36 protein-coding genes are annotated in these 17,638 nt (G+C 69.1%); 34 read left to right on the top strand and 2 right to left on the bottom strand.

The annotated features are described in order from the left end of the window. The first annotated feature begins 59 nt into the window (after window positions 1–59). From ACFYO9_RS37705 to ACFYO9_RS37575, 27 genes are all read left to right on the top strand, one after another. Complete coding sequence (locus ACFYO9_RS37705) at window positions 60–491, top strand: hypothetical protein (protein ID WP_388667306.1); 432 nt, start codon at window positions 60–62, stop codon at window positions 489–491. Next, complete coding sequence (locus ACFYO9_RS37700) at window positions 488–883, top strand: hypothetical protein (protein ID WP_388667304.1); 396 nt, start codon at window positions 488–490, stop codon at window positions 881–883. The genes ACFYO9_RS37705 and ACFYO9_RS37700 overlap by 4 nt, the downstream gene beginning before the upstream one ends. Next, window positions 880–1,110 (top strand): hypothetical protein, encoded by a 231-nt coding sequence (locus tag ACFYO9_RS37695; RefSeq protein WP_388667301.1) that lies wholly within the window; start codon window positions 880–882, stop codon window positions 1,108–1,110. The genes ACFYO9_RS37700 and ACFYO9_RS37695 overlap by 4 nt, the downstream gene beginning before the upstream one ends. Beyond that, a complete protein-coding gene (locus ACFYO9_RS37690; RefSeq protein ID WP_388667299.1) occupies window positions 1,107–1,487 on the top strand; it encodes a hypothetical protein in 381 nt (126 codons plus the stop codon). The genes ACFYO9_RS37695 and ACFYO9_RS37690 overlap by 4 nt, the downstream gene beginning before the upstream one ends. Then, window positions 1,484–2,014 carry a hypothetical protein gene (locus ACFYO9_RS37685; protein WP_388667296.1) on the top strand — a complete coding sequence of 177 codons (531 nt, stop codon included), beginning with the start codon at window positions 1,484–1,486 and terminating at the stop codon, window positions 2,012–2,014. Before ACFYO9_RS37690 ends, ACFYO9_RS37685 begins: the two co-directional genes overlap by 4 nt. After that, window positions 2,011–2,283, top strand: a complete 273-nt coding sequence (locus tag ACFYO9_RS37680; protein WP_388667293.1) for a hypothetical protein — start codon at window positions 2,011–2,013, stop codon at window positions 2,281–2,283. Before ACFYO9_RS37685 ends, ACFYO9_RS37680 begins: the two co-directional genes overlap by 4 nt. Further along, a complete protein-coding gene (locus tag ACFYO9_RS37675) occupies window positions 2,280–2,528 on the top strand; it encodes a hypothetical protein (RefSeq protein WP_388667291.1) in 249 nt (82 codons plus the stop codon). The genes ACFYO9_RS37680 and ACFYO9_RS37675 overlap by 4 nt, the downstream gene beginning before the upstream one ends. Next, window positions 2,528–2,710 carry a hypothetical protein gene (locus ACFYO9_RS37670; protein WP_388667289.1) on the top strand — a complete coding sequence of 61 codons (183 nt, stop codon included), beginning with the start codon at window positions 2,528–2,530 and terminating at the stop codon, window positions 2,708–2,710. The genes ACFYO9_RS37675 and ACFYO9_RS37670 overlap by 1 nt, the downstream gene beginning before the upstream one ends. Then, window positions 2,707–2,931, top strand: a complete 225-nt coding sequence (locus ACFYO9_RS37665) for a hypothetical protein (protein WP_388667287.1) — start codon at window positions 2,707–2,709, stop codon at window positions 2,929–2,931. The genes ACFYO9_RS37670 and ACFYO9_RS37665 overlap by 4 nt, the downstream gene beginning before the upstream one ends. Continuing rightward, window positions 2,919–3,137: a hypothetical protein gene (locus tag ACFYO9_RS37660; RefSeq protein ID WP_388667284.1), complete on the top strand. Its 219-nt coding sequence runs from the start codon at window positions 2,919–2,921 to the stop codon at window positions 3,135–3,137. Before ACFYO9_RS37665 ends, ACFYO9_RS37660 begins: the two co-directional genes overlap by 13 nt. Further along, the gene (locus ACFYO9_RS37655) at window positions 3,134–3,265 is read left to right on the top strand and encodes a hypothetical protein (protein ID WP_388667281.1); all 132 of its coding nucleotides are present in this window, start codon (window positions 3,134–3,136) and stop codon (window positions 3,263–3,265) included. Before ACFYO9_RS37660 ends, ACFYO9_RS37655 begins: the two co-directional genes overlap by 4 nt. After that, window positions 3,262–3,522: a hypothetical protein gene (locus tag ACFYO9_RS37650; protein ID WP_388667279.1), complete on the top strand. Its 261-nt coding sequence runs from the start codon at window positions 3,262–3,264 to the stop codon at window positions 3,520–3,522. Before ACFYO9_RS37655 ends, ACFYO9_RS37650 begins: the two co-directional genes overlap by 4 nt. Further along, window positions 3,519–3,992 carry a hypothetical protein gene (locus ACFYO9_RS37645; RefSeq protein ID WP_388667276.1) on the top strand — a complete coding sequence of 158 codons (474 nt, stop codon included), beginning with the start codon at window positions 3,519–3,521 and terminating at the stop codon, window positions 3,990–3,992. Before ACFYO9_RS37650 ends, ACFYO9_RS37645 begins: the two co-directional genes overlap by 4 nt. Continuing rightward, complete coding sequence (locus tag ACFYO9_RS37640; protein WP_388667321.1) at window positions 3,992–4,771, top strand: DNA-methyltransferase; 780 nt, start codon at window positions 3,992–3,994, stop codon at window positions 4,769–4,771. Before ACFYO9_RS37645 ends, ACFYO9_RS37640 begins: the two co-directional genes overlap by 1 nt. 172 nt (window positions 4,772–4,943) lie before the next feature. Further along, complete coding sequence (locus tag ACFYO9_RS37635) at window positions 4,944–5,336, top strand: hypothetical protein (RefSeq protein ID WP_388667273.1); 393 nt, start codon at window positions 4,944–4,946, stop codon at window positions 5,334–5,336. A 103-nt stretch (window positions 5,337–5,439) separates the two neighbouring features. Then, window positions 5,440–6,300: a PD-(D/E)XK nuclease-like domain-containing protein gene (locus ACFYO9_RS37630; protein WP_388667270.1), complete on the top strand. Its 861-nt coding sequence runs from the start codon at window positions 5,440–5,442 to the stop codon at window positions 6,298–6,300. Beyond that, window positions 6,297–7,118, top strand: coding sequence for a hypothetical protein (locus ACFYO9_RS37625; protein WP_388667267.1), 822 nt, complete (start codon window positions 6,297–6,299; stop codon window positions 7,116–7,118). Before ACFYO9_RS37630 ends, ACFYO9_RS37625 begins: the two co-directional genes overlap by 4 nt. 64 nt (window positions 7,119–7,182) lie before the next feature. Further along, window positions 7,183–7,584: an ASCH domain-containing protein gene (locus ACFYO9_RS37620; protein WP_388667264.1), complete on the top strand. Its 402-nt coding sequence runs from the start codon at window positions 7,183–7,185 to the stop codon at window positions 7,582–7,584. After that, entirely contained in the window at window positions 7,581–7,883 is a 303-nt protein-coding gene (locus tag ACFYO9_RS37615; RefSeq protein WP_388667261.1) for a hypothetical protein, read from the top strand. Before ACFYO9_RS37620 ends, ACFYO9_RS37615 begins: the two co-directional genes overlap by 4 nt. Next, window positions 7,880–8,641: a hypothetical protein gene (locus tag ACFYO9_RS37610; protein WP_388667259.1), complete on the top strand. Its 762-nt coding sequence runs from the start codon at window positions 7,880–7,882 to the stop codon at window positions 8,639–8,641. Before ACFYO9_RS37615 ends, ACFYO9_RS37610 begins: the two co-directional genes overlap by 4 nt. Then, window positions 8,641–9,018 carry a hypothetical protein gene (locus ACFYO9_RS37605; RefSeq protein WP_388667256.1) on the top strand — a complete coding sequence of 126 codons (378 nt, stop codon included), beginning with the start codon at window positions 8,641–8,643 and terminating at the stop codon, window positions 9,016–9,018. Before ACFYO9_RS37610 ends, ACFYO9_RS37605 begins: the two co-directional genes overlap by 1 nt. Next, window positions 9,015–9,143: a hypothetical protein gene (locus ACFYO9_RS37600; RefSeq protein ID WP_388667253.1), complete on the top strand. Its 129-nt coding sequence runs from the start codon at window positions 9,015–9,017 to the stop codon at window positions 9,141–9,143. The genes ACFYO9_RS37605 and ACFYO9_RS37600 overlap by 4 nt, the downstream gene beginning before the upstream one ends. Continuing rightward, window positions 9,140–9,355: a hypothetical protein gene (locus tag ACFYO9_RS37595; RefSeq protein ID WP_388667250.1), complete on the top strand. Its 216-nt coding sequence runs from the start codon at window positions 9,140–9,142 to the stop codon at window positions 9,353–9,355. The genes ACFYO9_RS37600 and ACFYO9_RS37595 overlap by 4 nt, the downstream gene beginning before the upstream one ends. Then, window positions 9,352–9,741 carry a WhiB family transcriptional regulator gene (locus ACFYO9_RS37590; protein WP_388667247.1) on the top strand — a complete coding sequence of 130 codons (390 nt, stop codon included), beginning with the start codon at window positions 9,352–9,354 and terminating at the stop codon, window positions 9,739–9,741. Before ACFYO9_RS37595 ends, ACFYO9_RS37590 begins: the two co-directional genes overlap by 4 nt. Continuing rightward, window positions 9,738–10,160: a hypothetical protein gene (locus ACFYO9_RS37585; protein WP_388667244.1), complete on the top strand. Its 423-nt coding sequence runs from the start codon at window positions 9,738–9,740 to the stop codon at window positions 10,158–10,160. Before ACFYO9_RS37590 ends, ACFYO9_RS37585 begins: the two co-directional genes overlap by 4 nt. Then, entirely contained in the window at window positions 10,157–11,107 is a 951-nt protein-coding gene (locus ACFYO9_RS37580) for a DNA cytosine methyltransferase (RefSeq protein ID WP_388667241.1), read from the top strand. The genes ACFYO9_RS37585 and ACFYO9_RS37580 overlap by 4 nt, the downstream gene beginning before the upstream one ends. Beyond that, a complete protein-coding gene (locus ACFYO9_RS37575; protein WP_388667238.1) occupies window positions 11,104–11,259 on the top strand; it encodes a hypothetical protein in 156 nt (51 codons plus the stop codon). The genes ACFYO9_RS37580 and ACFYO9_RS37575 overlap by 4 nt, the downstream gene beginning before the upstream one ends. A 92-nt stretch (window positions 11,260–11,351) precedes the next feature. Here ACFYO9_RS37575 and ACFYO9_RS37570 read toward each other — a convergent pair whose 3' ends face one another. Together ACFYO9_RS37570 and ACFYO9_RS37565 are read right to left on the bottom strand one after the other, a co-directional pair. After that, window positions 11,352–11,810 (bottom strand): hypothetical protein, encoded by a 459-nt coding sequence (locus ACFYO9_RS37570; protein WP_388667235.1) that lies wholly within the window; start codon window positions 11,808–11,810, stop codon window positions 11,352–11,354. 15 nt (window positions 11,811–11,825) lie between these two features. Continuing rightward, window positions 11,826–12,026 (bottom strand): type II toxin-antitoxin system prevent-host-death family antitoxin, encoded by a 201-nt coding sequence (locus ACFYO9_RS37565; protein ID WP_388667232.1) that lies wholly within the window; start codon window positions 12,024–12,026, stop codon window positions 11,826–11,828. 119 nt (window positions 12,027–12,145) lie between these two features. Between ACFYO9_RS37565 and ACFYO9_RS37560 the strand changes: the two genes are divergently transcribed. The 7 genes from ACFYO9_RS37560 to ACFYO9_RS37530 all read left to right on the top strand — a co-directional run bounded on the left by ACFYO9_RS37560 (window position 12,146) and on the right by ACFYO9_RS37530 (window position 17,340). Continuing rightward, window positions 12,146–12,316 carry a hypothetical protein gene (locus ACFYO9_RS37560; RefSeq protein WP_388667229.1) on the top strand — a complete coding sequence of 57 codons (171 nt, stop codon included), beginning with the start codon at window positions 12,146–12,148 and terminating at the stop codon, window positions 12,314–12,316. Next, window positions 12,313–14,163, top strand: coding sequence for a DEAD/DEAH box helicase family protein (locus ACFYO9_RS37555; protein WP_388667226.1), 1,851 nt, complete (start codon window positions 12,313–12,315; stop codon window positions 14,161–14,163). The genes ACFYO9_RS37560 and ACFYO9_RS37555 overlap by 4 nt, the downstream gene beginning before the upstream one ends. Continuing rightward, the gene (locus ACFYO9_RS37550; protein WP_388667224.1) at window positions 14,160–14,738 is read left to right on the top strand and encodes a hypothetical protein; all 579 of its coding nucleotides are present in this window, start codon (window positions 14,160–14,162) and stop codon (window positions 14,736–14,738) included. Before ACFYO9_RS37555 ends, ACFYO9_RS37550 begins: the two co-directional genes overlap by 4 nt. A 76-nt stretch (window positions 14,739–14,814) precedes the next feature. Then, on the top strand, window positions 14,815–15,963 hold the full coding sequence (locus tag ACFYO9_RS37545) for an HNH endonuclease (protein ID WP_388667221.1): 1,149 nt from the start codon (window positions 14,815–14,817) through the stop codon (window positions 15,961–15,963). After that, complete coding sequence (locus ACFYO9_RS37540) at window positions 15,960–16,724, top strand: hypothetical protein (RefSeq protein ID WP_388667218.1); 765 nt, start codon at window positions 15,960–15,962, stop codon at window positions 16,722–16,724. Before ACFYO9_RS37545 ends, ACFYO9_RS37540 begins: the two co-directional genes overlap by 4 nt. Beyond that, a complete protein-coding gene (locus ACFYO9_RS37535; RefSeq protein WP_388667215.1) occupies window positions 16,721–17,056 on the top strand; it encodes a hypothetical protein in 336 nt (111 codons plus the stop codon). Before ACFYO9_RS37540 ends, ACFYO9_RS37535 begins: the two co-directional genes overlap by 4 nt. Then, window positions 17,053–17,340, top strand: a complete 288-nt coding sequence (locus ACFYO9_RS37530; protein WP_388667213.1) for a hypothetical protein — start codon at window positions 17,053–17,055, stop codon at window positions 17,338–17,340. The genes ACFYO9_RS37535 and ACFYO9_RS37530 overlap by 4 nt, the downstream gene beginning before the upstream one ends. Window positions 17,341–17,638: the final 298 nt, after the last annotated feature.

Genomic DNA, 17,638 nt, shown 5'->3' with positions numbered 1-17,638 from the left:
CCACTGCGACCCGTAGGTCGCTAGATCCACCCGCATCCCTCAGAGAACAGGAGTGGACCTTGTCCACATCGTCGCACGCCAAGTCGATCAGCGACACGAAGGCGTTCACGGCCCTCGTCGCTGCGATCGACCGCAATGTATCGCCGGATCGGGCGGCCGAGCTGCTGGCCGACTTCCGCAACGCCGTCCGCACCGAGACCTTCGCTTCGGCCGAGATCGACAGCACTGTCTACCGCGTGGTGCAGGACGCCGAGACCCTCGGGACCTACACCACCGCCGTCGAGGCCCGTAAGCACTGCGAGTCTGTGGCCCGCGAGGAGTATGGCGGCGAGCACAGCCTCTTCTGGTGCGAGGGTGAAGACACCGTCGATCAGCCGGAGCAGGGCCCGGCGTGGCTGGTGCAGAGCCCGCGCCCCGGCGTGAAGCTGCCGACCGGTCTCGCGATCTCTCCGATCGCCGTGAAGTCCGCGTTCGAGGCAGGTGCCCGATGAGTGACCTGACTGACTTCGAGGCCATGGTCGTAGGCCACCCCCAGTTGGTGATGACCCCGCTGCAGGCGATGTTCGCCGAGGCGGAGGAGGAGCTGCGGGCTGAGTGCCCGGATGGTTTCGAGGTCCACGAGATCGTCGAGCGGGCGTTCTTCCAGCTTCCGGAGGCCGAGCGCGAGGCGGCGCGTCGCGAGCTCAACACCGTGTATTGGGAGGCTCGGATCGCCGACGAGGCGAACTTGGCCCACTCGGACGAACTGCAGGCTCAGCGCCAGGAACTCCGGCGCCTGCTCGGCCGGTTCGAGGATCTCGCGCAGGGCTCCGGGATGGTGCCGTATGCGCTGCTCGCTGAGATCGCCCGTCTGTCCCTTCCGCTGATGGGGACGGCGTCATGACGACTTCGATCCCCGCCTTCCTGTCCGCCCTGTCCGGCGGTGACCTCCCCGCGACTGCGGTGGCGGAGGAGCGCTGCCTGAAGCCTCCGATCGGCTGCGGTGAGCCGCTGACCGACGACGGAGACGACCGCAGCGCTGAGGCGGCCCGCTATCAGGCGGAGTGGCGAATCACCGGACTGTGCCCCAACTGCCAGGACTCCCTCGAAGGCGAGGAGGTGGCGTCATGAGCGCCCGCCTGTCGCCGCAGTGCGAAGCCGAGACGGTGGCTGCCCGCAAAAGGATCGCCGACCTGCTCTGGTACAGCGTCCCGTCCAGTGACGACGCCGAGGCCAAGTCCATCACCGAGGATCTGCTCGACAAGCTGGTCGAGGCCGTTCGCGCAGAGTCTGCCACCGAGTTGGCTGCGGTCCGCGCCGAACGCGACGAGGTGAAGGACCGCTTCGACGAGTTGGAGGCGCTCGGTCGGGAGCTGCTCGACCACTGCACCGCGGAGTACGGCGGACCTGGCTACACGCACTGTGAGCTCCCTGCCGGGCATGGCGGACAGCACGAGTCGGCGATCGGCAACCTGCAGCGCGCCACGTGGGGCGGTGAGTCCCGATGACGACGACTGCCGAGGCTCGCCTTGCGCAGTACGGCGAGCGCACCAAGACGTGGTCCACGGCCACCTACGACACCGGTACCGAGCGAGCCCTGCACCAGATCGCCTTGGAGCTCAAGGGCGAGCTCGACCGGCTGCGCGTCGAGCTGGCGAAGTACGTCGGCCACGAGCCGACGGTCGCCGAGGAGATGTCCGAGCTCGCCCGCCGCCTCGACAACGTGCACGCCGTGTGCGACGAAGCCGAGGAGGAGTCGCTCCGCTGGGAGCATCCGCTGCCCGTACCGGAGTGGGTGCCCGTGGTCCGCGAGGCCGCCGACGGTGTACGGCCCGAGAGGAAGCGGCGCCCCGCTGAAGCCGCCCGGCCGAGCGCTAATCGCGACGAGCTGAAGCAGCGCATCGCGCGCGCCATCTACGCCCTGAAGTCGCCTGCACCGTCCGGCTCCGAGCACTACCGGTCCGGCTGGGACAACGGCCTCGAAGCGTCGATCGACGCCGCACGTACCGCCGTGGACGAGGGAGCAAGCCGATGACCGCGAACCCGATCGAGCGCCTGGACGTGCCGCTGAAGCAGGTCGCCGCGGTGGCCGTGCTCCTGGAAGCGAAGGTCCGCAGCTGGTCTCCGTCGGACCGGCTCGCCTGGAGCCTCGACCAGCAGCTCGTCACCCACCCGGAGGCGCCCGTCGCCACCGACAGCGACTACCCCGGATGGGCCGAACACATCGCCGCCCTCCAAGCCCACAACGCCAATGCCCGCATCGCCCTCACCCACACCGACGCGCCCCCCGGAGGTGCCGCATGACCGCCCGCATCATCGGCAGCCTGAGCGTCGAACTCGACGACGGCCCGGTCCGTACCCGCTACGACCGCGACACCGACGGCAAACAGCGCGCCACGCTGCTCCTCGGCGAGGGCAGCCACGAGATCGGCATCACCGTGACCGCCAGCAGCCCCGAACTCCTCGACCTGCTCGCCGACAAGGTCGCCGAACTCCGCGACTGGGCGATCCGGCAGGAACGGCTCGCGAAGCTCCCGGAGGTGGCGTGATGGCCACCGTGATCAGTCGCCCGTTGGCGGACCGCGAGGAAGACGCGTTCATCGACGTCTACCGCTACGCACACCGCACCTTCGGCAACAACGAGGCGTTGTGGACGCCCGCCCAGTGGGACGCCGTCCGCGTCGCCTTGGCGACCGTGCACGCCGAGTTCGAGCAGGAGGCCGCCGCATGACCGCGATCCTCCCGGAGCGGCCGACCGTCCTCGACGAGCTGCCGCCGATGCCCGCAACGGCGCCGCCGGTCATCCTGCCCGGCCTCCTCTCCGCCGTCGGCCTCACCGAACGCCGCGTCCCCGCCTGGATCACCGACCCGGACCTCATCCAATCGATCCTCGCCGGCCACGTCGACATCCCCGACGAACTCATCCCGCAGGAGGCGTCATGCACGCCTTGACCGCCCGCCAGACACGCCTCCTGGAACGCCTGAGGGCCGACGGCGGCGACATCACCACCGGCCGCATCCACACCCTCAACCGCGAACTCGGCGCCCCGAAACGCACCACCGCCCGCCGCGACATCGCCGACCTCCACCGGCGAGGACTGCTCGCCCCGGGCCGCCGCGAAGGCGCCTACCACCTCACCCGGAAGGCCACCTCATGACCGCCGACACACTCCTGCTGCTCTTCTGCAGCCTGCTGTTCCTCGCCGGCGTCGAGGCGACCGTCCAGTCCACCCTCGCCCGCATCAAGACCGACCGTGCCGCCCGCACCTCCGGGAGCCCGCGATGACCTTCCCCGACCCGATCCTCCCGCCCGCCCCGCAGCGCGACACGGTGGCCCGCCTGGAGGCGGAGCTCCGGCAGTACAAGGACATCGTCGCCCGCCAGGACGAACTCCTGCGGGCACTTCAGACGGCGAATGAGGGCGCATACCGCGACCAGTACGACGCCGCCGGCGGACCCCACCTCTGCCCCGCCCACCCGCTCGGCGAAACCGTCGCCCGGCCCCGGCCCGGCATCCGCGACCTCGCAGGAGGCGCGCCGTGACCTTCACCATCCCCGGCCTGCGGGCCAAGCCGCTGAAGAGCGGCAACCCCCGCCACCGCGTCGACGACTACATCCGTGCCCTCAAGGACGGCCACGAGAAGCAGCTCGCCGAACTCCGCGACGAGAACGTGGCCCTGCTCAACGCGAAGGGCGCCGCGGATGACGGCGCCGCCATCCAAGAGCAGCTCATCGCCGACCTCGAAGCCGACGTCCGCAAGCTCAAAGAGCAGGCGCACATCGACCACAAACACCTCGCCCAGCAGGCGGGCATCATCCGCACCCTGCGCGAAGACCTCGACGAAGCCCGCGGGCGCCGCACCGACCGCACCAAGGTCGAGACGGCCACCACCGAAACCCAGCCGATCCCCGTCCTTCCGCTGCACCAGTCGCCGCTCGCCGCCGTCACCGACCCCGGCCGCGTCCGGCAGACGACGTGGGGCCGGGAGCGGGAGCGGGAGGGGGCGACGTGATGGACCCGTACTGGGAAGACAAGGAAGCCGGAATCGCTCTCTACCTCGGCGACATGCGGGAGATCCTCCCCGCACTCAATGTGCAGGCCGACCTGGTCGTAGCAGATCCACCGTATGAAGAGACATCGCACCAGTGGGACCGCTGGCCGGCTGGCTGGCTCGACACGGCGGCGACTGTAGCGAAGAGCCTCTGGTGCTTCGGCGGACTGCGGATGTTCATGCGCTACGCCCCCGAGTTCACTGCCGCGGGCTGGAAGCTCTCCCACGACACGATCGGCAAGGACGACGTCGACGTCATCTGGGAGAAGCACAACGCCTCCGGCCCGAACAGCGACCGCTTCCGTCGCATCCACGAGCAGGCCGCCCTCTTCTACCAGGGGCAGTGGCGAGATGTTCACCGTGAACCGCAGCGCATCACCTCCGGCGTCATCGAGCGTGGGCGAATCATCGGCAAGGGCGCGCAGGCGATAGTCCAGCGTGGCGAGTACGGCGATCGCAACTGGTCCGACGACGGGACCCGATTGATGACCTCCGTCATCTTCGCCCGGTCGATGCACAGGAACGGCGGGATCCACCCGACCGAGAAGCCCGTAGCTCTGCTAGACCCGCTGATCCGCTACGCCTGCCCAGAAGGCGGCCTCGTCGTCGACCCCTTTGCTGGCAGCTGCTCCACGTTGGACGCATCCCGGCAGGCCGGACGACGCGCGATCGGGGTCGAGCGCCACGAACCCTACGCGGAAGCCGCAGCGCGCCGTTTGGACGCGCTGGTCTTCACCTGAGACGGCCGGGCCGCTGGATGGCACCGGCCAGCGAGCCCGGCCCCCACACCCCCTATAGCCCGCCGCGTGGAGCAGCCGGCCAGCTCCGCGGCCTCCCAGGGCAGCTCGCCCCGCACCCACCCCCGGTCGGGGCGAGCTGCCCGCCACCCAGCACACCCTCAAGGAGCGCCACATGAACCCCATGAGCCCCACCATTCCACCAGACATCGCCGCTCACGTCCTCAGTCACTTCGGTCGCGGCGGCTACCCGGCAGGCGGCTGGACCGAGTCGCTGATCACGCTCATCGACCGGGCCGACATGAGCAATCGCGCCAAGCTCGTCACCGCGTTCCCAGAGGTTGGTGCGGCCGTCCTCCTCGCCAAGTACGACGAGGAAGGCATCGCCAAGCTCCAGCGGCTCGCCGGGGCCGACACGCCGAAACCCCAGTGCCCCGAAGCCCTCTTCAGCCCGGATACCGGCGACCTGCGCAGCTGCGTCCAGAACGGCCGACACGACGACCACCAGGCCGCCGACGGCGCCCAGTGGCGCATCGGCCTCGACGAGGCGACGGGGGTGCCGTGGTGATGGCCAGCAGCCAGCAGCCCCTCCGCTGCCCCGAATGCGGCAGCGAGGACGGCGACTTCGACCTCGAAACCGGACTCTGCGACGACTGCATGGAGGCCGCCGCATGACCGCCGCGGTGGAGGTCGAAGCTCCCGCCATCGTGGACGGGCTTCCGGCCGACGAGTACCACGCTGACAAGACGTCGATCTCCTCGACGGGCCTGCGCGCGCTCCTCGCACCCGGCTGCCCCGCCCAGTTCAAGTACGACCGCGACCACCCGCAGCCGCCGAAGAAGGAGTTCGACCTCGGCAACGCTGCACACGCCGCGGTGCTGGGGGAGGGCCACGACATCGTCGAGATCCAGTACCCCGACTACAAGGCCGGCGCCGCGCAGGCGGCGAAGCGCGAGGCCTACGCCGCAGGCAAGGTGCCGCTCCTCCCCAAGGAGAAGGACCAAGTCGACGCCATGGCCGCAGCGATCCGGCAGCACCCGATAGCCGGTCCGCTGTTCGCTCCCGGTACAGGCGTCGCCGAGCAGTCGATCTACTGGACCGACCAGGCGACCGGCGTCCGATGCAGGTGTCGCCCGGACTGGATGCCGCACCGCGGCGACGGCCGTCTCGTCGTCGTCGACTACAAGACCGCTAAGGCAGTCGACGAAGCCGCGCTGCAGAAGGCCGTGTACGAGCGGGGCTACCACGCGCAGGCCGCTCATTACCTCGACGGTGTCAAGGCTGCAGGCCTGCACGGCGATCGCGAGCCAGCGTTCGTCTTCGTCTTCCAGGCGAAGACGGCCCCGTACCTGGTGCACCTCGTCGAGCTCGACATGCCCGCCCTGTTCTTGGGTGCCGCCCGCAACGAGCGGGCCCTGCGCCGCTACGCCGAATGCGAGCGCACCGGTATCTGGCCGGGATTCAACGACCGCATCACCTACCTGCCGCTGCCTCCGTGGGCGGAGAAGCGCGACCAAGAGGAGTACTCGTGAACCAGCCCGTCCCCGTCCCCTCCAACAACGCCCCGGCCCGCATCGGGCAAGGCACCGCCGTCGAACAGTCCCGCGCGGCCGCCGAAGTGCAGGCCGCGGTCGTCGTCGCCCAGCAGTGCCCCCGCAACATCCAGGCAGCCGTCGCCGAGATGCGCGAGTCCTGCAAGCAGCAGGGCCTCGCCGAACGCGCCTTCTTCCGCTACAGCCGCGGAGGCCAGAACATCACCGGCGCCTCCGTGCACCTGGCCCGCGAACTGGCCCGCGTCTGGGGCAACGTCCAGTACGGGCTGGTGGAGATGCGCCGCGATGACGAGTACGGCCAGTCCGAGATGCAGGCCTTTGCCTGGGACGTACAGACCAACTCCCGCAACTCCTCCACGTTCATCGTTCCGCACCGCCGCGACACGAAGAACGGCCCCAAGCAACTCACCGACATGCGGGACATCTACGAGACGAACGCCAACAACGGTGCCCGCCGCGTCCGTGAAGCGATCTTCGCGATCCTCCCGCCGTGGTTCGTCGAGGAAGCCAAGGACCTCTGCAACCAGACGCTGCGCGACGGCGGAGGCAAGCCCCTCGCTCAGCGCGTCGCCGACGCCATCAAGACGTTCGAGGGCATCGGCGTGACCGCGGACCGCATCGAAGCCCGCCTCGATCGGGCGTCGGCGAAGTGGACCGAGCACGACGTCGCCCAGCTGATCGTCATCTTCAAGTCGATCCAGCGCGGCGAGGTCACCGCCGAGGACGAGTTCCCTGCTCCGCGCGTCAGCGCCGACGAACTCACCGGCGGCAAGACCGACAAGCCGGCCGCCGCCTAGCCCGCACACGCCTGAGCCGCCCGCGGGCTTAGCGCGGGCGGCTCCCTCCAAGGAGACCACACCCATGAAGTCACTGACCATTAAGCAGCCCTGGGCGGACGCGATCGCCCACAGCACGAAGCGGACCGAGAACCGCACCTGGACCACCCGCCACCGCGGCCCGATCCTCATCCACGCAAGTGGCGCCTACGACCAGACCGCCGGGCTGATGGTCCCCGACCTGGCCGCCCTCCACTCCTGGCCCGACTGCCGCGGTGCGATCATCGCCACCGCCGACCTCGTCGACATCCACTTCGCCGACGGCTGCTGCACGCCATGGGGCGAGCCCGACGTCTACCACTGGCAGCTCGACAACGTGCACGCCCTGCCCGAGCCCGTGCTCACCAAGGGCCGCCAGCAGCTGTGGAACCCGGCGCCCGCCATCATCCGCGCCGCCCTCGACCAGATCGAGGAGGACGAGTCGTGAGCTACCGCCCGATCACCGTGTACGCCGTCGCCTGCGACGCCACCGGCTGCCAGCAGACCGTCCACTTCTACGACTACGACGCCGACGACCAGTACGAGATGCGCCTCGACCAGCCGGAGATGAGTGCCGGGATCCGCCGCGAGATCGCGCAGCAGGGCTGGATCGTCTCCGGCCGCACCCTCTGCCCCGACGATGCCGCCGCAGCCACCGCGACCACCGTCGAGCGCATGGAGATCGAGCTCACGCATGAGGCGCTCTTCGAGATGCAGCAGGACGCCAAGACGGGAGACGTGTCATGAGCCGCTGGTTCCCGCGCCAGAACACGAAAGGTGGCGGCACCCGTCCGCCCCGCACGGCCGTCAACCGGATCGGCGAGGCATCCTCCGCGATGCGCCGCCAGGAACAGCGGATCGACGACAAGCGGATCCTCGCCAACTACGTCCAGCTCGCCCCCGGCGTCCTCGTCATCTGGGACCGCAAGCCGCACCGCGTCATCGAACTCGCCGAACGACCTCTCGACCTGTGGGGCGAGAAGCACGAGATGCGGTACGCGACCGCCCTCGAACACTGGGAGATCGGCGGGAGGCGCCGCGAACGGCCCGAGAAGACCACGTGGGAAGCCCGGCCTTACGTGTTCGTCCTCCAGACCGACGGCAAGCCGCAGGAGAAGCCACTCCACCTGATCGGCCCCGCCAACCACGTCTGGGACGTCCTGCCCGAGCACTATTGGATCTGCTCCGCGTGCGGCGAACTCCCGCCCTGCCGCCATGAAGAGGCCGAGTGGATCGCCGACACGCAGGCCGCCCGCGCCGACGTCCTCATGGACATCCCGCCCGGCCACTGCCTGGGCTGCGGCGAGTTCGTCACCAGCCGCCAGAAGGCCGCGCGCTTCCCCGGCCCCAACCTGTGGCGCCCCGATCTCCCCGAACACTCCGCGGTCTTCCACGCCCGCAGTGAGTGCTCTGGCGAAGTCGAACGCTACCGGCAGCAGTGGGAAGCCCGCGGCAACACCACCGAAGTCCAGCCCAGCCTGCTCAGCGATGAGGAGTCCGAGTAATGACCAAGCGCCTCACTGTCGCCGAGCGGCTCGCGTCCACCGCCAAGGACGCGCTCCTCGACGACATCGCCCGCCACTCCGAGTGGGACAAGTACCTGGTCGAGCAGGCCGTCCTCCACTTCGGGGCACACCACGACACGTTCAGTTGCAACGTGATCCGCGAGGTCCTCCCCGACCTAGGGACCGGCTTCCTCGGCGCCGCCATCAACTCGCTGCGCACCGCCGGGATCATCGAGCGGACCGGGCAGTACGTGCCCTCCACCAGCGGCCCCACCCACGGACATCCCATCGCCGTCTGGCAGTTGACCGACAAGGGCCGCCGCATCGCCGCCCAGCACCGTCGGGCCCGCGCACAGCAGCGGAGGGCGGCAGCGTGACGGACCGCCTCCTCAACAACTTGCCGCGCCTGTACGCCGCCCTCATCGCCGCCGGAGCCGTCGTCGGGGCGCTCGCCGCCACCGTCGACTGCCTCCTCGACACCCGGCGCGGGAGGCGGACGTGAAGACCGACGCCCTCGCCCTCATCGACGCCTACGCGACGGCCATGCAGTGGGCCATGTGGATCTGGGCTGGCTCCGCGCTGCTCCTCGCAGGGGCCGGCGCCTGGCTCGTCATCGCCATCGGCCGGCTCGCCTTCGACCACATCGGCGCCAGCTTCCGGCGCGCCCACCAGACCATCGCCGAAATCCAGCAGCCGAAGGAGGAGAAGCCGTGAGCCGCTACGACTGGATGGACTCTGCTCTCTGCGCACAGACCGACCCCGAGCTGTTCCACATCGACGGCAGCGGCGGCTCCTACGGCCAGGCCAACCAGATCTGCGCCAAATGCCCAGTCGCCCGAGCGTGCGCCGCCTTCGCCATCGCCGCAGAGGAGGGCTCCGCACACCACAGCCGCTTCGGCCTCTACGGAGGCATGTCGCCGCGGAAGCGGGTCGAGCAGGAAGACAAGAGGCCCCGCCGTGAAACCCACGCCACGATCCTGCGCCTCCACGACCGCGGCGGCTTCGACGCCTACCAGATTGCCGAGCTGGCCGATGTCGACCCGCGCACCGTCTGGCGGGTCGTCGCCAACAACCGGGACCAGCTCGGGGAGGCGGCATGAACACACGCAACGCGATCATCGAGCTGCTGCACGCCAACTACAGCGACAAGGCCATCGAACGGCAGCTCCACGTCTCCCGCCGCCGCGCACGCGACCTCCGCACCGAACTCGGCCTGCCCCGGCACAAGCCCGGCCCCACCCCCGCAAGCAGCCCGGAGGAAGTGCTGTGGCGCCGCGCCCAGCCCACCGATGACGGGCACCTTCTGTGGCCGTCCTACGCGTCCACGCACGGCTCCTGGATCCGTCACGGCGGACAGCGCCACTCCGTCCACCACATCGCCTTCCGGATCGGCAACGGCCGCGAACCCATCGGCCGCGTCACCACCGGCTGCGGCCGCGACGGCTGCATCCACCCCGACCACGTCGAAGACCAGCCCATGCGGGACACGTACCGGGCCATCTTCGGAGGTGGGGCATGATCGTCCACGGTTTCGCCGGAATCGGCTGGTCGGAGGCGCTCGCCGCCCGCGGCCTGTCTGACGTCGGCCTCGAACTCGACACCGCCGCCTGCCGCACCCGCATCGCAGCCGGCCACATCACCGTCCAGTGCGACGTCACCCAGTACCCCACCTGGCGGTTCAAGGGCCGCGACATCGAGAAGATCGACTCCCCGCCGTGCCCCGGCTTCGGGAAGTCCGGCAAGAAGCTCGGACTCCAGGATCTGCCCCGCGTCCACCAGGCCATCGAAGACCTGTCCCGCGGCAAAGACACCCGGGCGAAGATCGGCGACGCCTGCCTCGATGAGCGGTCGATCCTCACCGCCGAACCCATGCGCTGGCACTACGACTTGCAGCCCCGCTGGATCTGCATGGAACAGGTGCCGTCCGTGCTCGTCGTCTGGCAGCAGTACGCCGAGATCCTCTGCAGCTGGGGGTACAGCGCCGTCGCCGGAATCCTCGACGCCGCCGACTACGGGCTCGGACAGACCCGCAAGCGGGCCGTGCTCATCGCCTCCCGCGAGCAGAACGTGCAGCTCCCGGCTCCCACCCACGGCGGACTCGGCCAGCCGCCCCAGGTCGCCATGGCCGACGTCACCGGCTGGGGCTACACCCAGCGCCCCGCCCCGTCCGTCACCGGCGGCGGCACCTACACCGGGGGAGCCGAACCCTTCGGCAACGGGACCCGGCAGGCCATGAAGCGGGCCATGGGCACGCCGCTGTGGGCAGACCGGGTTGGCGTCCACCACCTGCGGCCGTCGATCGCCGAATGCGCCCGGCTCCAGGGGTTCAGGCCCGGCCTCCAGTTCCATGGCGGCGCCGGACAGAAGCACCTGATCGTCGGCAACGCTGTGCCGCTGCCGCTGGCCGACGCCGCGCTCGCTGCGGCCGGAGCGTTCGCCGAGACGTCGATGGCGGTGGCCGCATGACCTGCCTGACCGGCAAGCGCCGCTACCGGGACCGCATCGGCGCCCAGCTCGCCCTCGCCGTCATCCGACGCCGCGGCGGCCAACAGCGCCGCGAAACCCGCGCCTACCACTGCCACGGATGCGACGGCTGGCACCTCACCAGCAAGCCGTAACCGCCTGAGCCGGCCGCCGCGCCGGGACCTGCACCAGCCGCACAACAAAGCCCCGCACATGGCGGGGCTGGAGGAGAGGAGGAGGGATGCGATCAGTCGGACGACTCGGCACGCAGCCGGCGCTTGTGGGCGGCGACCTCTCGCTTGATGTACATGCGCAGATCCGCAGTGCGGGACAGCCCCTTGTCCCAGCACGCCGCTTCATAGGCAGCCCAATCCCCGTCGCTGGCTTTGACCTGTCGAGGCTGCGGCGCGCCCGGCTTGCGAGCAACGTGCTTGAGGTGCGGCCCGTCGACTTCGATGACGTTATATACGGGCGCCTCAGCCTTGATGGCGGCTACCTCGGCCTTAAGTGCGCCAGTGCGCGTCTCGTGCCACACCACGCGCCGCTCAATCACATCGCCCCACCACGGCTTCTCTGTGGCGTGGGCTCGCCAGCGGGCTTCGGGGTCGAACGCAATGCCCACGTAGAGCAGCCGACCTTCCGCATCGAAAAGGCGGTACAGGGCGGTGCGTCGACTGAAGTCGATCTGCTCGCCACGAAGCGGCATTGGGCTTCTCCTCGGTCAGACCGGGGAGTCGTCGCCCTCCGGCTGCTTCTTCGCCTCGATGGTTTCCGCGTCCGGTACGGGCACGATCGCGGCGATGCGGCGACCGCGGCTCGTCACGTAGGTGATGCGACCGCGCACGGCGGTCTCGTTCAGCACGTCGGACAGCGCGGCCCGCAGTTCGCGGATCCCAATCTCGTCGCTTGTGTTCGCAGGCATGCACTCATGGTAGCTGATGCACGCTCGCGTACCCAAGTGTACACTTGGGGCTACATTGGATCCATGCGGCATCACACAAAGGCCCCGGTTCCGCACGCCCAAACCCATAGGAGGGCGGCATGAGGCACCTCCGACTCGTCCCCGACGAAGACGACCTCGAGCCCTATGAGGTCGTAGCCACCCCCGACTGGCCGCCCGTCGCGATACCCGGACGCCCCGGCTGGTGGCGGCACTGCATCGACGGACAGCAAGTCGACCTGCCCCAAGTCGAAGCCACCGCAGAGAGATGACCAGGCGCTTCAACTCCAGCCAGCGCGTCGCCCTCTACCTCGCCGCCGACGGCCACTGCGCCGGATGCGGAGTTGAGCTCGAGCCCGGATGGCACGGCGACCACGTCAAGCCCTACTCCATCGGCGGCCCCACCGACGTCACCAACGGCCAAGCCCTCTGCCCCGACTGCAATCTCAAGAAAGGCAACCGCCACATGCAGCTCCGCCCCTGGCAGGAAGCAGCCCTCGACCTGTTCCTGAGTAGCCGAGACGACTTCCTCGCCGTTGCCACCCCGGGCGCCGGAAAGACGACGTTCGCGATCGTCGCCGCCCAGCGACTCGTCGACCGCGGCCTCATCTCCCGCATCATCGTCGTCGTCCCGACTGCTCACCTGCGCAAGCAGTGGGCCGAATCCGCAGCCCGCCTTGGCGTGCAACTCGATCACGGCTACGCGAACGGCGCCGGGAACCTCGCCCGCGACTATGACGGCACGGTCGTCACCTACGCCACCGTCGCTTCACAGCCGCTCCTGTGGCGCAAGCTCGCCACGCAGGCCCCCACCCTCGTCATCCTCGACGAGGTCCACCACGCCGGGGACGCCGAACACCTCTCGTGGGGACGCGCCCTGCAGGAGGCGTTCTCTCCCGCCGTCCGCCGACTTCTGTTGTCTGGTACGCCGTTCCGCTCGGACAAGCAGCGCATCCCGTTCATCCGTTACGACGGCACCGAGTGCGTCCCCTCCTACAACTACGACTACGGCATGGCCCTCCAGGACGGGAGTGTCGTCCGCCCCGTCTCGTTCCCCGTCCTCGACGGCGACATGCGATGGAGCAGCGCCGGCGTCGTCTCCCAGGCGCTCTTGTCTGAAGCGGGGGACGACCAGGCAAAGGCGCTGCTCGCCGCCTACGACCCGGCTGGAAGCTGGATCCCCTCCGTCCTGCGTCAGGCCGATGCGGACCTCACCCAGGCCCGCGAAGAGATGCCCGACGCTGCTGGCCTCGTCGTCGCCTCCAGCCAGTTCAACGCCCGTAGGTACGCGAACCTGCTGCAGCAGATCACCGGAGAGCCGGCGGCCGTTGCCGTCTCCGACGATCCCGAGGCATCGAAAATCATCGAGCGATTCGGGAAGGCCACCTCCCGGTGGATCGTCGCCGTACAGATGGTCGCCGAAGGTGTCGACATCCCGCGCCTCGCGATTGGCGTGTACGCCTCTCGGATCACAACGCAGATGTTCTTCCGGCAGGTCGTGGGCCGGTTCGTGCGGATGCGTGGCGCTGATGACACGACCACCGCCCGCCTCTATATCCCCTCGCTTGACACACTCCTCGACTACGCCCGCGACATCGAGCAGACCGTCGACAAGGTCCTCGCCGAGGAAGAGCGGAAGATCCGCTACCAGCAGGAGGAGTTCGACCTGCCGCGCGAGTCCCGGCAGTTCACCGAGGTTCTGCCGGTCGCCTCGTCGGAAGCGACACTGCACTCCACCATCTTCCGCTCCGACGAGTTCACCGCCGATGAGTTGAACCGTGCCCGCGAACTCGCCGACCTCGCCGGGATCCGGACCACGACAGTGGAGGAGGTCGCACGACTGGCCCGTTTGATGGGCAGTCGACCGGCTTCCGCTCCGGAGGACGCTGCGGTGGCGACACCGCGGCTGCCGGAGATGACGCGGGCCGAGCAGAAGAGCCAGCTCCGGTTGAGGATCCGCAACCTCGTCGCCCGGTACGTACACGCGTCGGGCGTCGAGTACCCGCAGGTGCACGCGAAGCTCAACAAGCTGTGCCACGAGAAGAGCATCAACCAGGCCACGATCGCGACGCTCGAGAAGCGCATCGAACTGCTGACGCAGTGGCTGGTGACGGCGTGAACGCCAAGGGGAACGCGGTCATCGTTGAGGCGCTTGGCTCGTCCTTGCGTCGGACCGGCAACGGCCTTGAGGCGGTGCCGGGCCTCGTAAAGGAGGTACTCCGCGAGGAAGCGTGGCGGGAATTCGTCACGCCGCGGGGCGAGTTGGTGCGGCACGAGCGGTTCGTCGACTTCGTGACGACGCCGCCAACGAAGGGTCTCGGTGCGTCCATCGATCTGCTTAAGCGGCTCGTGGCGCCGGATGCCGAAGCGGCCGATCTTCTCGACCGGGCTCTGCAGAACCGTGAAGGGAGCCCCGGAACTAATAACAACGTAATCAGTTCCGGCGAGACGAATCCTCAAGGCAATTCGCGAGCGCGCGCTCTCCGTCGCCTGCGCAAGGACGAGCCCGAGTTGCACGCCGACGTTCTTGCCGGTCGCCTCTCCGCGCACGCCGCCATGGTGCAAGCCGGCTTCCGCCCCAAGACGGTCAGTCTGCCTGTCAGCCAGCCGGACTCCATCGCCGCGGCACTGCGCCGACATCTCTCACCGGACGACATCGCCCGGTTGGTCAAGCTCCTGCTCGAAGGGCCATAGCCGCACCTTCTGAGCCCGCGCCGAACCCTCACCCGTATCGCTCGAAAGAAGATCGCCAATGCCTCGCATTCGCACAGTGAAGCCAGAGTTCTGGGAAGACGAACTCCTTGGCGTCATGCCGCGGGACGCCCGGCTGCTCTTTATTGCCACGTTCAACATGGCGGATGACGAGGGGATCCTGCGCTGGACGCCGGCGTACATCAAGGCGCAGGCGTTCATGTACGACAACGACATTGGTCCCAAAGAAGCCGACCAGTTGATGCGGTGCCTCACCGACACGGGGCTCGTCTTCCCGTTCATCGGGGGAGTAGCGCGCCAGCAGATGGCGCTGGTCGTCAACTTCCGCAAGCACCAGCGGATCAACCGGCCACAGAAGAGCAAGCTGCCGCCGCCGTCGACTGGCGCCTGGCAGGTGCGGGAGATGTACGCACGGCGCGACGGCTGGGTGTGCCAGCTGTGCGGCGGCGAGATCCCGCGACGGCTGGTCGCGAACGATGATCACAATCTCTGGGTCGATCACATCCGTCCGGTGGCCGCGGGGGGCACCGATCATCCGTCCAACGTCCGCGCCGTACACCGGGTGTGCGGACGTAGCCGGGGCGCCTCCACGGACGAGGAGGGCTTCATTCCGCCCGCCGGGCTGGCAGGCATTGAGGATTCACTGAACGATTCACTGAATCATTCAGTGAATGACACCGTGAAGGAATCTCACGCTCAGTCGAAATCTCACGACGTGACAGATACGCACGGTGAGTTTTCTTCCATGAACCATTCACTGACGGAAGGGAAAGGAAAGGAAGGGAACAGGGAAGGGAAGGGAAACCCCCCTACCCCCCGCGATCAGTCCGGCCGCCCCGCCGTCGCGCAGACGGGCGAGAGGGCCATCGAAGACCGGATGACCGACGCCTTCCTCGAGCGCTACGCCCGCGGCAACTCCTACAAGCGCCGCCAGATCCGCTCCACCCTCGCTGACGCACTCGCGAACGACACGGATCCCAGCGAACTGTGGCGCGCCCTCGAGCAGCTCGGCGAGACCAGCAAGCCAGTCACCGCCAACACCCTCCAGTTCGCATTCTCCAAGATCCGCGGCAACTACCAGCCCGGCAACGTCATCGACCTCACGTCCGGCCAGCCGCTGCCCGGCACCGACACCAACCTCGCCGGCTGGGGCGCCATTGCTGCGTCTCTCGCCGACTACGACACCAACTCCGAGGACTCTGCATGAACCCACAAGAGGCCGCTGCCCTGTTGGGGCACTGCGCCGCCTTCGACAACCGCAAGCCGTCCCAGGGAGCGGCGTTGGCCTGGGCCGCCGCTCTCCATGACGTTCCGCTCGACGCCGACGCCAAGGCCGCGGTCGCCACCTACTACACGACCGCCCCGAAGGATCCCGATGCGAAGCTGTGGATCCTGCCGCACCACGTCCGCACCCTCCGCTCGAGGATCCGCAGCGCACGTCTGGAGAACTTCCAGTACGAGCCGCTGCCTGATGAGACTCCGGCTGAGTTCATAGCCCGCTATCGCGGCCAGGTGCAGGCGATCGCCTCCGGCCGGGTGGCTGGACCCTCGAGCGCCCCGATGCTCACGGGCGGCCCGTCGCGCGAGTTTGTCGCCGAGCTCGAGGCCCGCGGCTGGAGTGTCGGCCAGGGCGTGCCGGATTCCGACGAGGAGCCGGTCGAGGCGGAGCTCCTGGAGTCGGTGCGCCGTTCGGGTCCGCTCGGCATCCAGTGCCCGGTGGAGCAGTGCCAGGCGGCGATCGGACGGCCGTGCAAGGGGCCGGGCGGGTCGGAGAAGCAGCCGATGGGCAAGCCGCGGCTCACTCCGCACCGTGCCCGTGTCCGGGCGGCGAGCGGCGAGTCGGAGCTGTCGGCGGGGGATCGCGCCGCGCAGGAGAAGGCGATCAAGGCCCGGTCGGAGCAGTTCCTCGCCCGGCAGACGGATGACATTCCCGACGCGGTGATCGTCGACGAGGGGGCCACCTCGTGACCGACGCCCGGATCCCCGATGACGACGGCATCCAGCCCGCCGACATTCGCGCTGTCCGCGGTGAGGGCCGCCGGGAGTTGCGGGCGTTGATGCGGGCGCAGATCGCGATCGGCCGCGCCCGCCGCGACCCGGCCGTCAAGCCGCCCCCGCCGAAGCCTCCCGGACACCGGCCCGGAACGTGGCCGCCCGGCTGCAGCCCGCCGGGCCCGCCGCCGGAGTGGAGCTACCCGCCCGAAGTGTGGCGGTCCGCTGCCCGGCACTACAGCAACGAAATCCATCGACCCGACCAGCCCTGCGACTGCGGCAACTGCCCGCCGAAGGAGCATCAGTGACCGACCTGCACCTGATCATCAGCCCGCCCGAGCCTGGCGAGTGGCACGGCCGCCTGGATGTCGTCGAGGCCCTCGAAGCAGCTGGCTGGACCGGCGACACCGACATGCCCCTCAGCATCCTTCGGCACGACTCCGGCGCTACATGGGCCGTCTGGAACGAGTCCGACGACTCGGGGTTGGACTGCCCGAACGGCTCGGTCATCGAGTTCCCCGGCACGACTCCGACCGTCGTCATCGTTGCTGCTTGCCTCGCCGCCGCAGCGTCCCCGGAGGTTTCCCGATGACGATCCGCCCCGGTGCCCCGATGCCCGAGACCCTCCGTCACTGGATGCGCGCCAAGGCTCACCCCGCCCGTTCCGTCGAGTGCCCGCAGTGTGGGGCTGGTGAGCACAAGCCGTGCCGCCTCAAGACCCGTAACCGCACTCTCACCGAGCCGCACCCGCAGCGGATCTCCGCGTGGGCTGAGCTCACTGCCTGCTGCCCCGACTGCCAAGTCGAGCCGACCGCGCCCTGCCACGACGAAGGCCGGGCCCGCGCCACCGTCCACGACCGCCGATACCAGGAAGCCGAGAGGTTCGCCGC

Source organism: Streptomyces sp. NPDC005863, from assembly GCF_042871345.1.
Lineage (GTDB): Bacteria > Actinomycetota > Actinomycetes > Streptomycetales > Streptomycetaceae > Streptomyces.
The sequence above is the reverse complement of the archived record's forward strand: the minus strand, read 5'-3'. Positions and strand labels throughout refer to the sequence as shown.

Bases quoted from the DNA above. Each gene is read 5' to 3' on its own strand.
- ACFYO9_RS37610 (WP_388667259.1), top strand. From the start codon at position 7,880: ATGAGCCGCTGGTTCCCGCGCCAGAACACGAAAGGTGGCGGCACCCGT.
- ACFYO9_RS37685 (WP_388667296.1), top strand. From the start codon at position 1,484: ATGACGACGACTGCCGAGGCTCGCCTTGCGCAGTACGGCGAGCGCACC.
- ACFYO9_RS37690 (WP_388667299.1), top strand. From the start codon at position 1,107: ATGAGCGCCCGCCTGTCGCCGCAGTGCGAAGCCGAGACGGTGGCTGCC.
- ACFYO9_RS37620 (WP_388667264.1), top strand. From the start codon at position 7,183: ATGAAGTCACTGACCATTAAGCAGCCCTGGGCGGACGCGATCGCCCAC.
- ACFYO9_RS37575 (WP_388667238.1), top strand. From the start codon at position 11,104: ATGACCTGCCTGACCGGCAAGCGCCGCTACCGGGACCGCATCGGCGCC.
- ACFYO9_RS37565 (WP_388667232.1), bottom strand. From the start codon at position 12,026: ATGCCTGCGAACACAAGCGACGAGATTGGGATCCGCGAACTGCGGGCC.
- ACFYO9_RS37695 (WP_388667301.1), top strand. From the start codon at position 880: ATGACGACTTCGATCCCCGCCTTCCTGTCCGCCCTGTCCGGCGGTGAC.
- ACFYO9_RS37630 (WP_388667270.1), top strand. From the start codon at position 5,440: ATGACCGCCGCGGTGGAGGTCGAAGCTCCCGCCATCGTGGACGGGCTT.
- ACFYO9_RS37670 (WP_388667289.1), top strand. From the start codon at position 2,528: ATGGCCACCGTGATCAGTCGCCCGTTGGCGGACCGCGAGGAAGACGCG.
- ACFYO9_RS37570 (WP_388667235.1), bottom strand. From the start codon at position 11,810: ATGCCGCTTCGTGGCGAGCAGATCGACTTCAGTCGACGCACCGCCCTG.
- ACFYO9_RS37585 (WP_388667244.1), top strand. From the start codon at position 9,738: ATGAACACACGCAACGCGATCATCGAGCTGCTGCACGCCAACTACAGC.
- ACFYO9_RS37675 (WP_388667291.1), top strand. From the start codon at position 2,280: ATGACCGCCCGCATCATCGGCAGCCTGAGCGTCGAACTCGACGACGGC.
- ACFYO9_RS37560 (WP_388667229.1), top strand. From the start codon at position 12,146: ATGAGGCACCTCCGACTCGTCCCCGACGAAGACGACCTCGAGCCCTAT.
- ACFYO9_RS37650 (WP_388667279.1), top strand. From the start codon at position 3,262: ATGACCTTCCCCGACCCGATCCTCCCGCCCGCCCCGCAGCGCGACACG.
- ACFYO9_RS37660 (WP_388667284.1), top strand. From the start codon at position 2,919: ATGCACGCCTTGACCGCCCGCCAGACACGCCTCCTGGAACGCCTGAGG.
- ACFYO9_RS37665 (WP_388667287.1), top strand. From the start codon at position 2,707: ATGACCGCGATCCTCCCGGAGCGGCCGACCGTCCTCGACGAGCTGCCG.
- ACFYO9_RS37680 (WP_388667293.1), top strand. From the start codon at position 2,011: ATGACCGCGAACCCGATCGAGCGCCTGGACGTGCCGCTGAAGCAGGTC.
- ACFYO9_RS37655 (WP_388667281.1), top strand. From the start codon at position 3,134: ATGACCGCCGACACACTCCTGCTGCTCTTCTGCAGCCTGCTGTTCCTC.
- ACFYO9_RS37580 (WP_388667241.1), top strand. From the start codon at position 10,157: ATGATCGTCCACGGTTTCGCCGGAATCGGCTGGTCGGAGGCGCTCGCC.
- ACFYO9_RS37635 (WP_388667273.1), top strand. From the start codon at position 4,944: ATGAACCCCATGAGCCCCACCATTCCACCAGACATCGCCGCTCACGTC.
- ACFYO9_RS37700 (WP_388667304.1), top strand. From the start codon at position 488: ATGAGTGACCTGACTGACTTCGAGGCCATGGTCGTAGGCCACCCCCAG.
- ACFYO9_RS37640 (WP_388667321.1), top strand. From the start codon at position 3,992: ATGGACCCGTACTGGGAAGACAAGGAAGCCGGAATCGCTCTCTACCTC.
- ACFYO9_RS37540 (WP_388667218.1), top strand. From the start codon at position 15,960: ATGAACCCACAAGAGGCCGCTGCCCTGTTGGGGCACTGCGCCGCCTTC.
- ACFYO9_RS37605 (WP_388667256.1), top strand. From the start codon at position 8,641: ATGACCAAGCGCCTCACTGTCGCCGAGCGGCTCGCGTCCACCGCCAAG.
- ACFYO9_RS37555 (WP_388667226.1), top strand. From the start codon at position 12,313: ATGACCAGGCGCTTCAACTCCAGCCAGCGCGTCGCCCTCTACCTCGCC.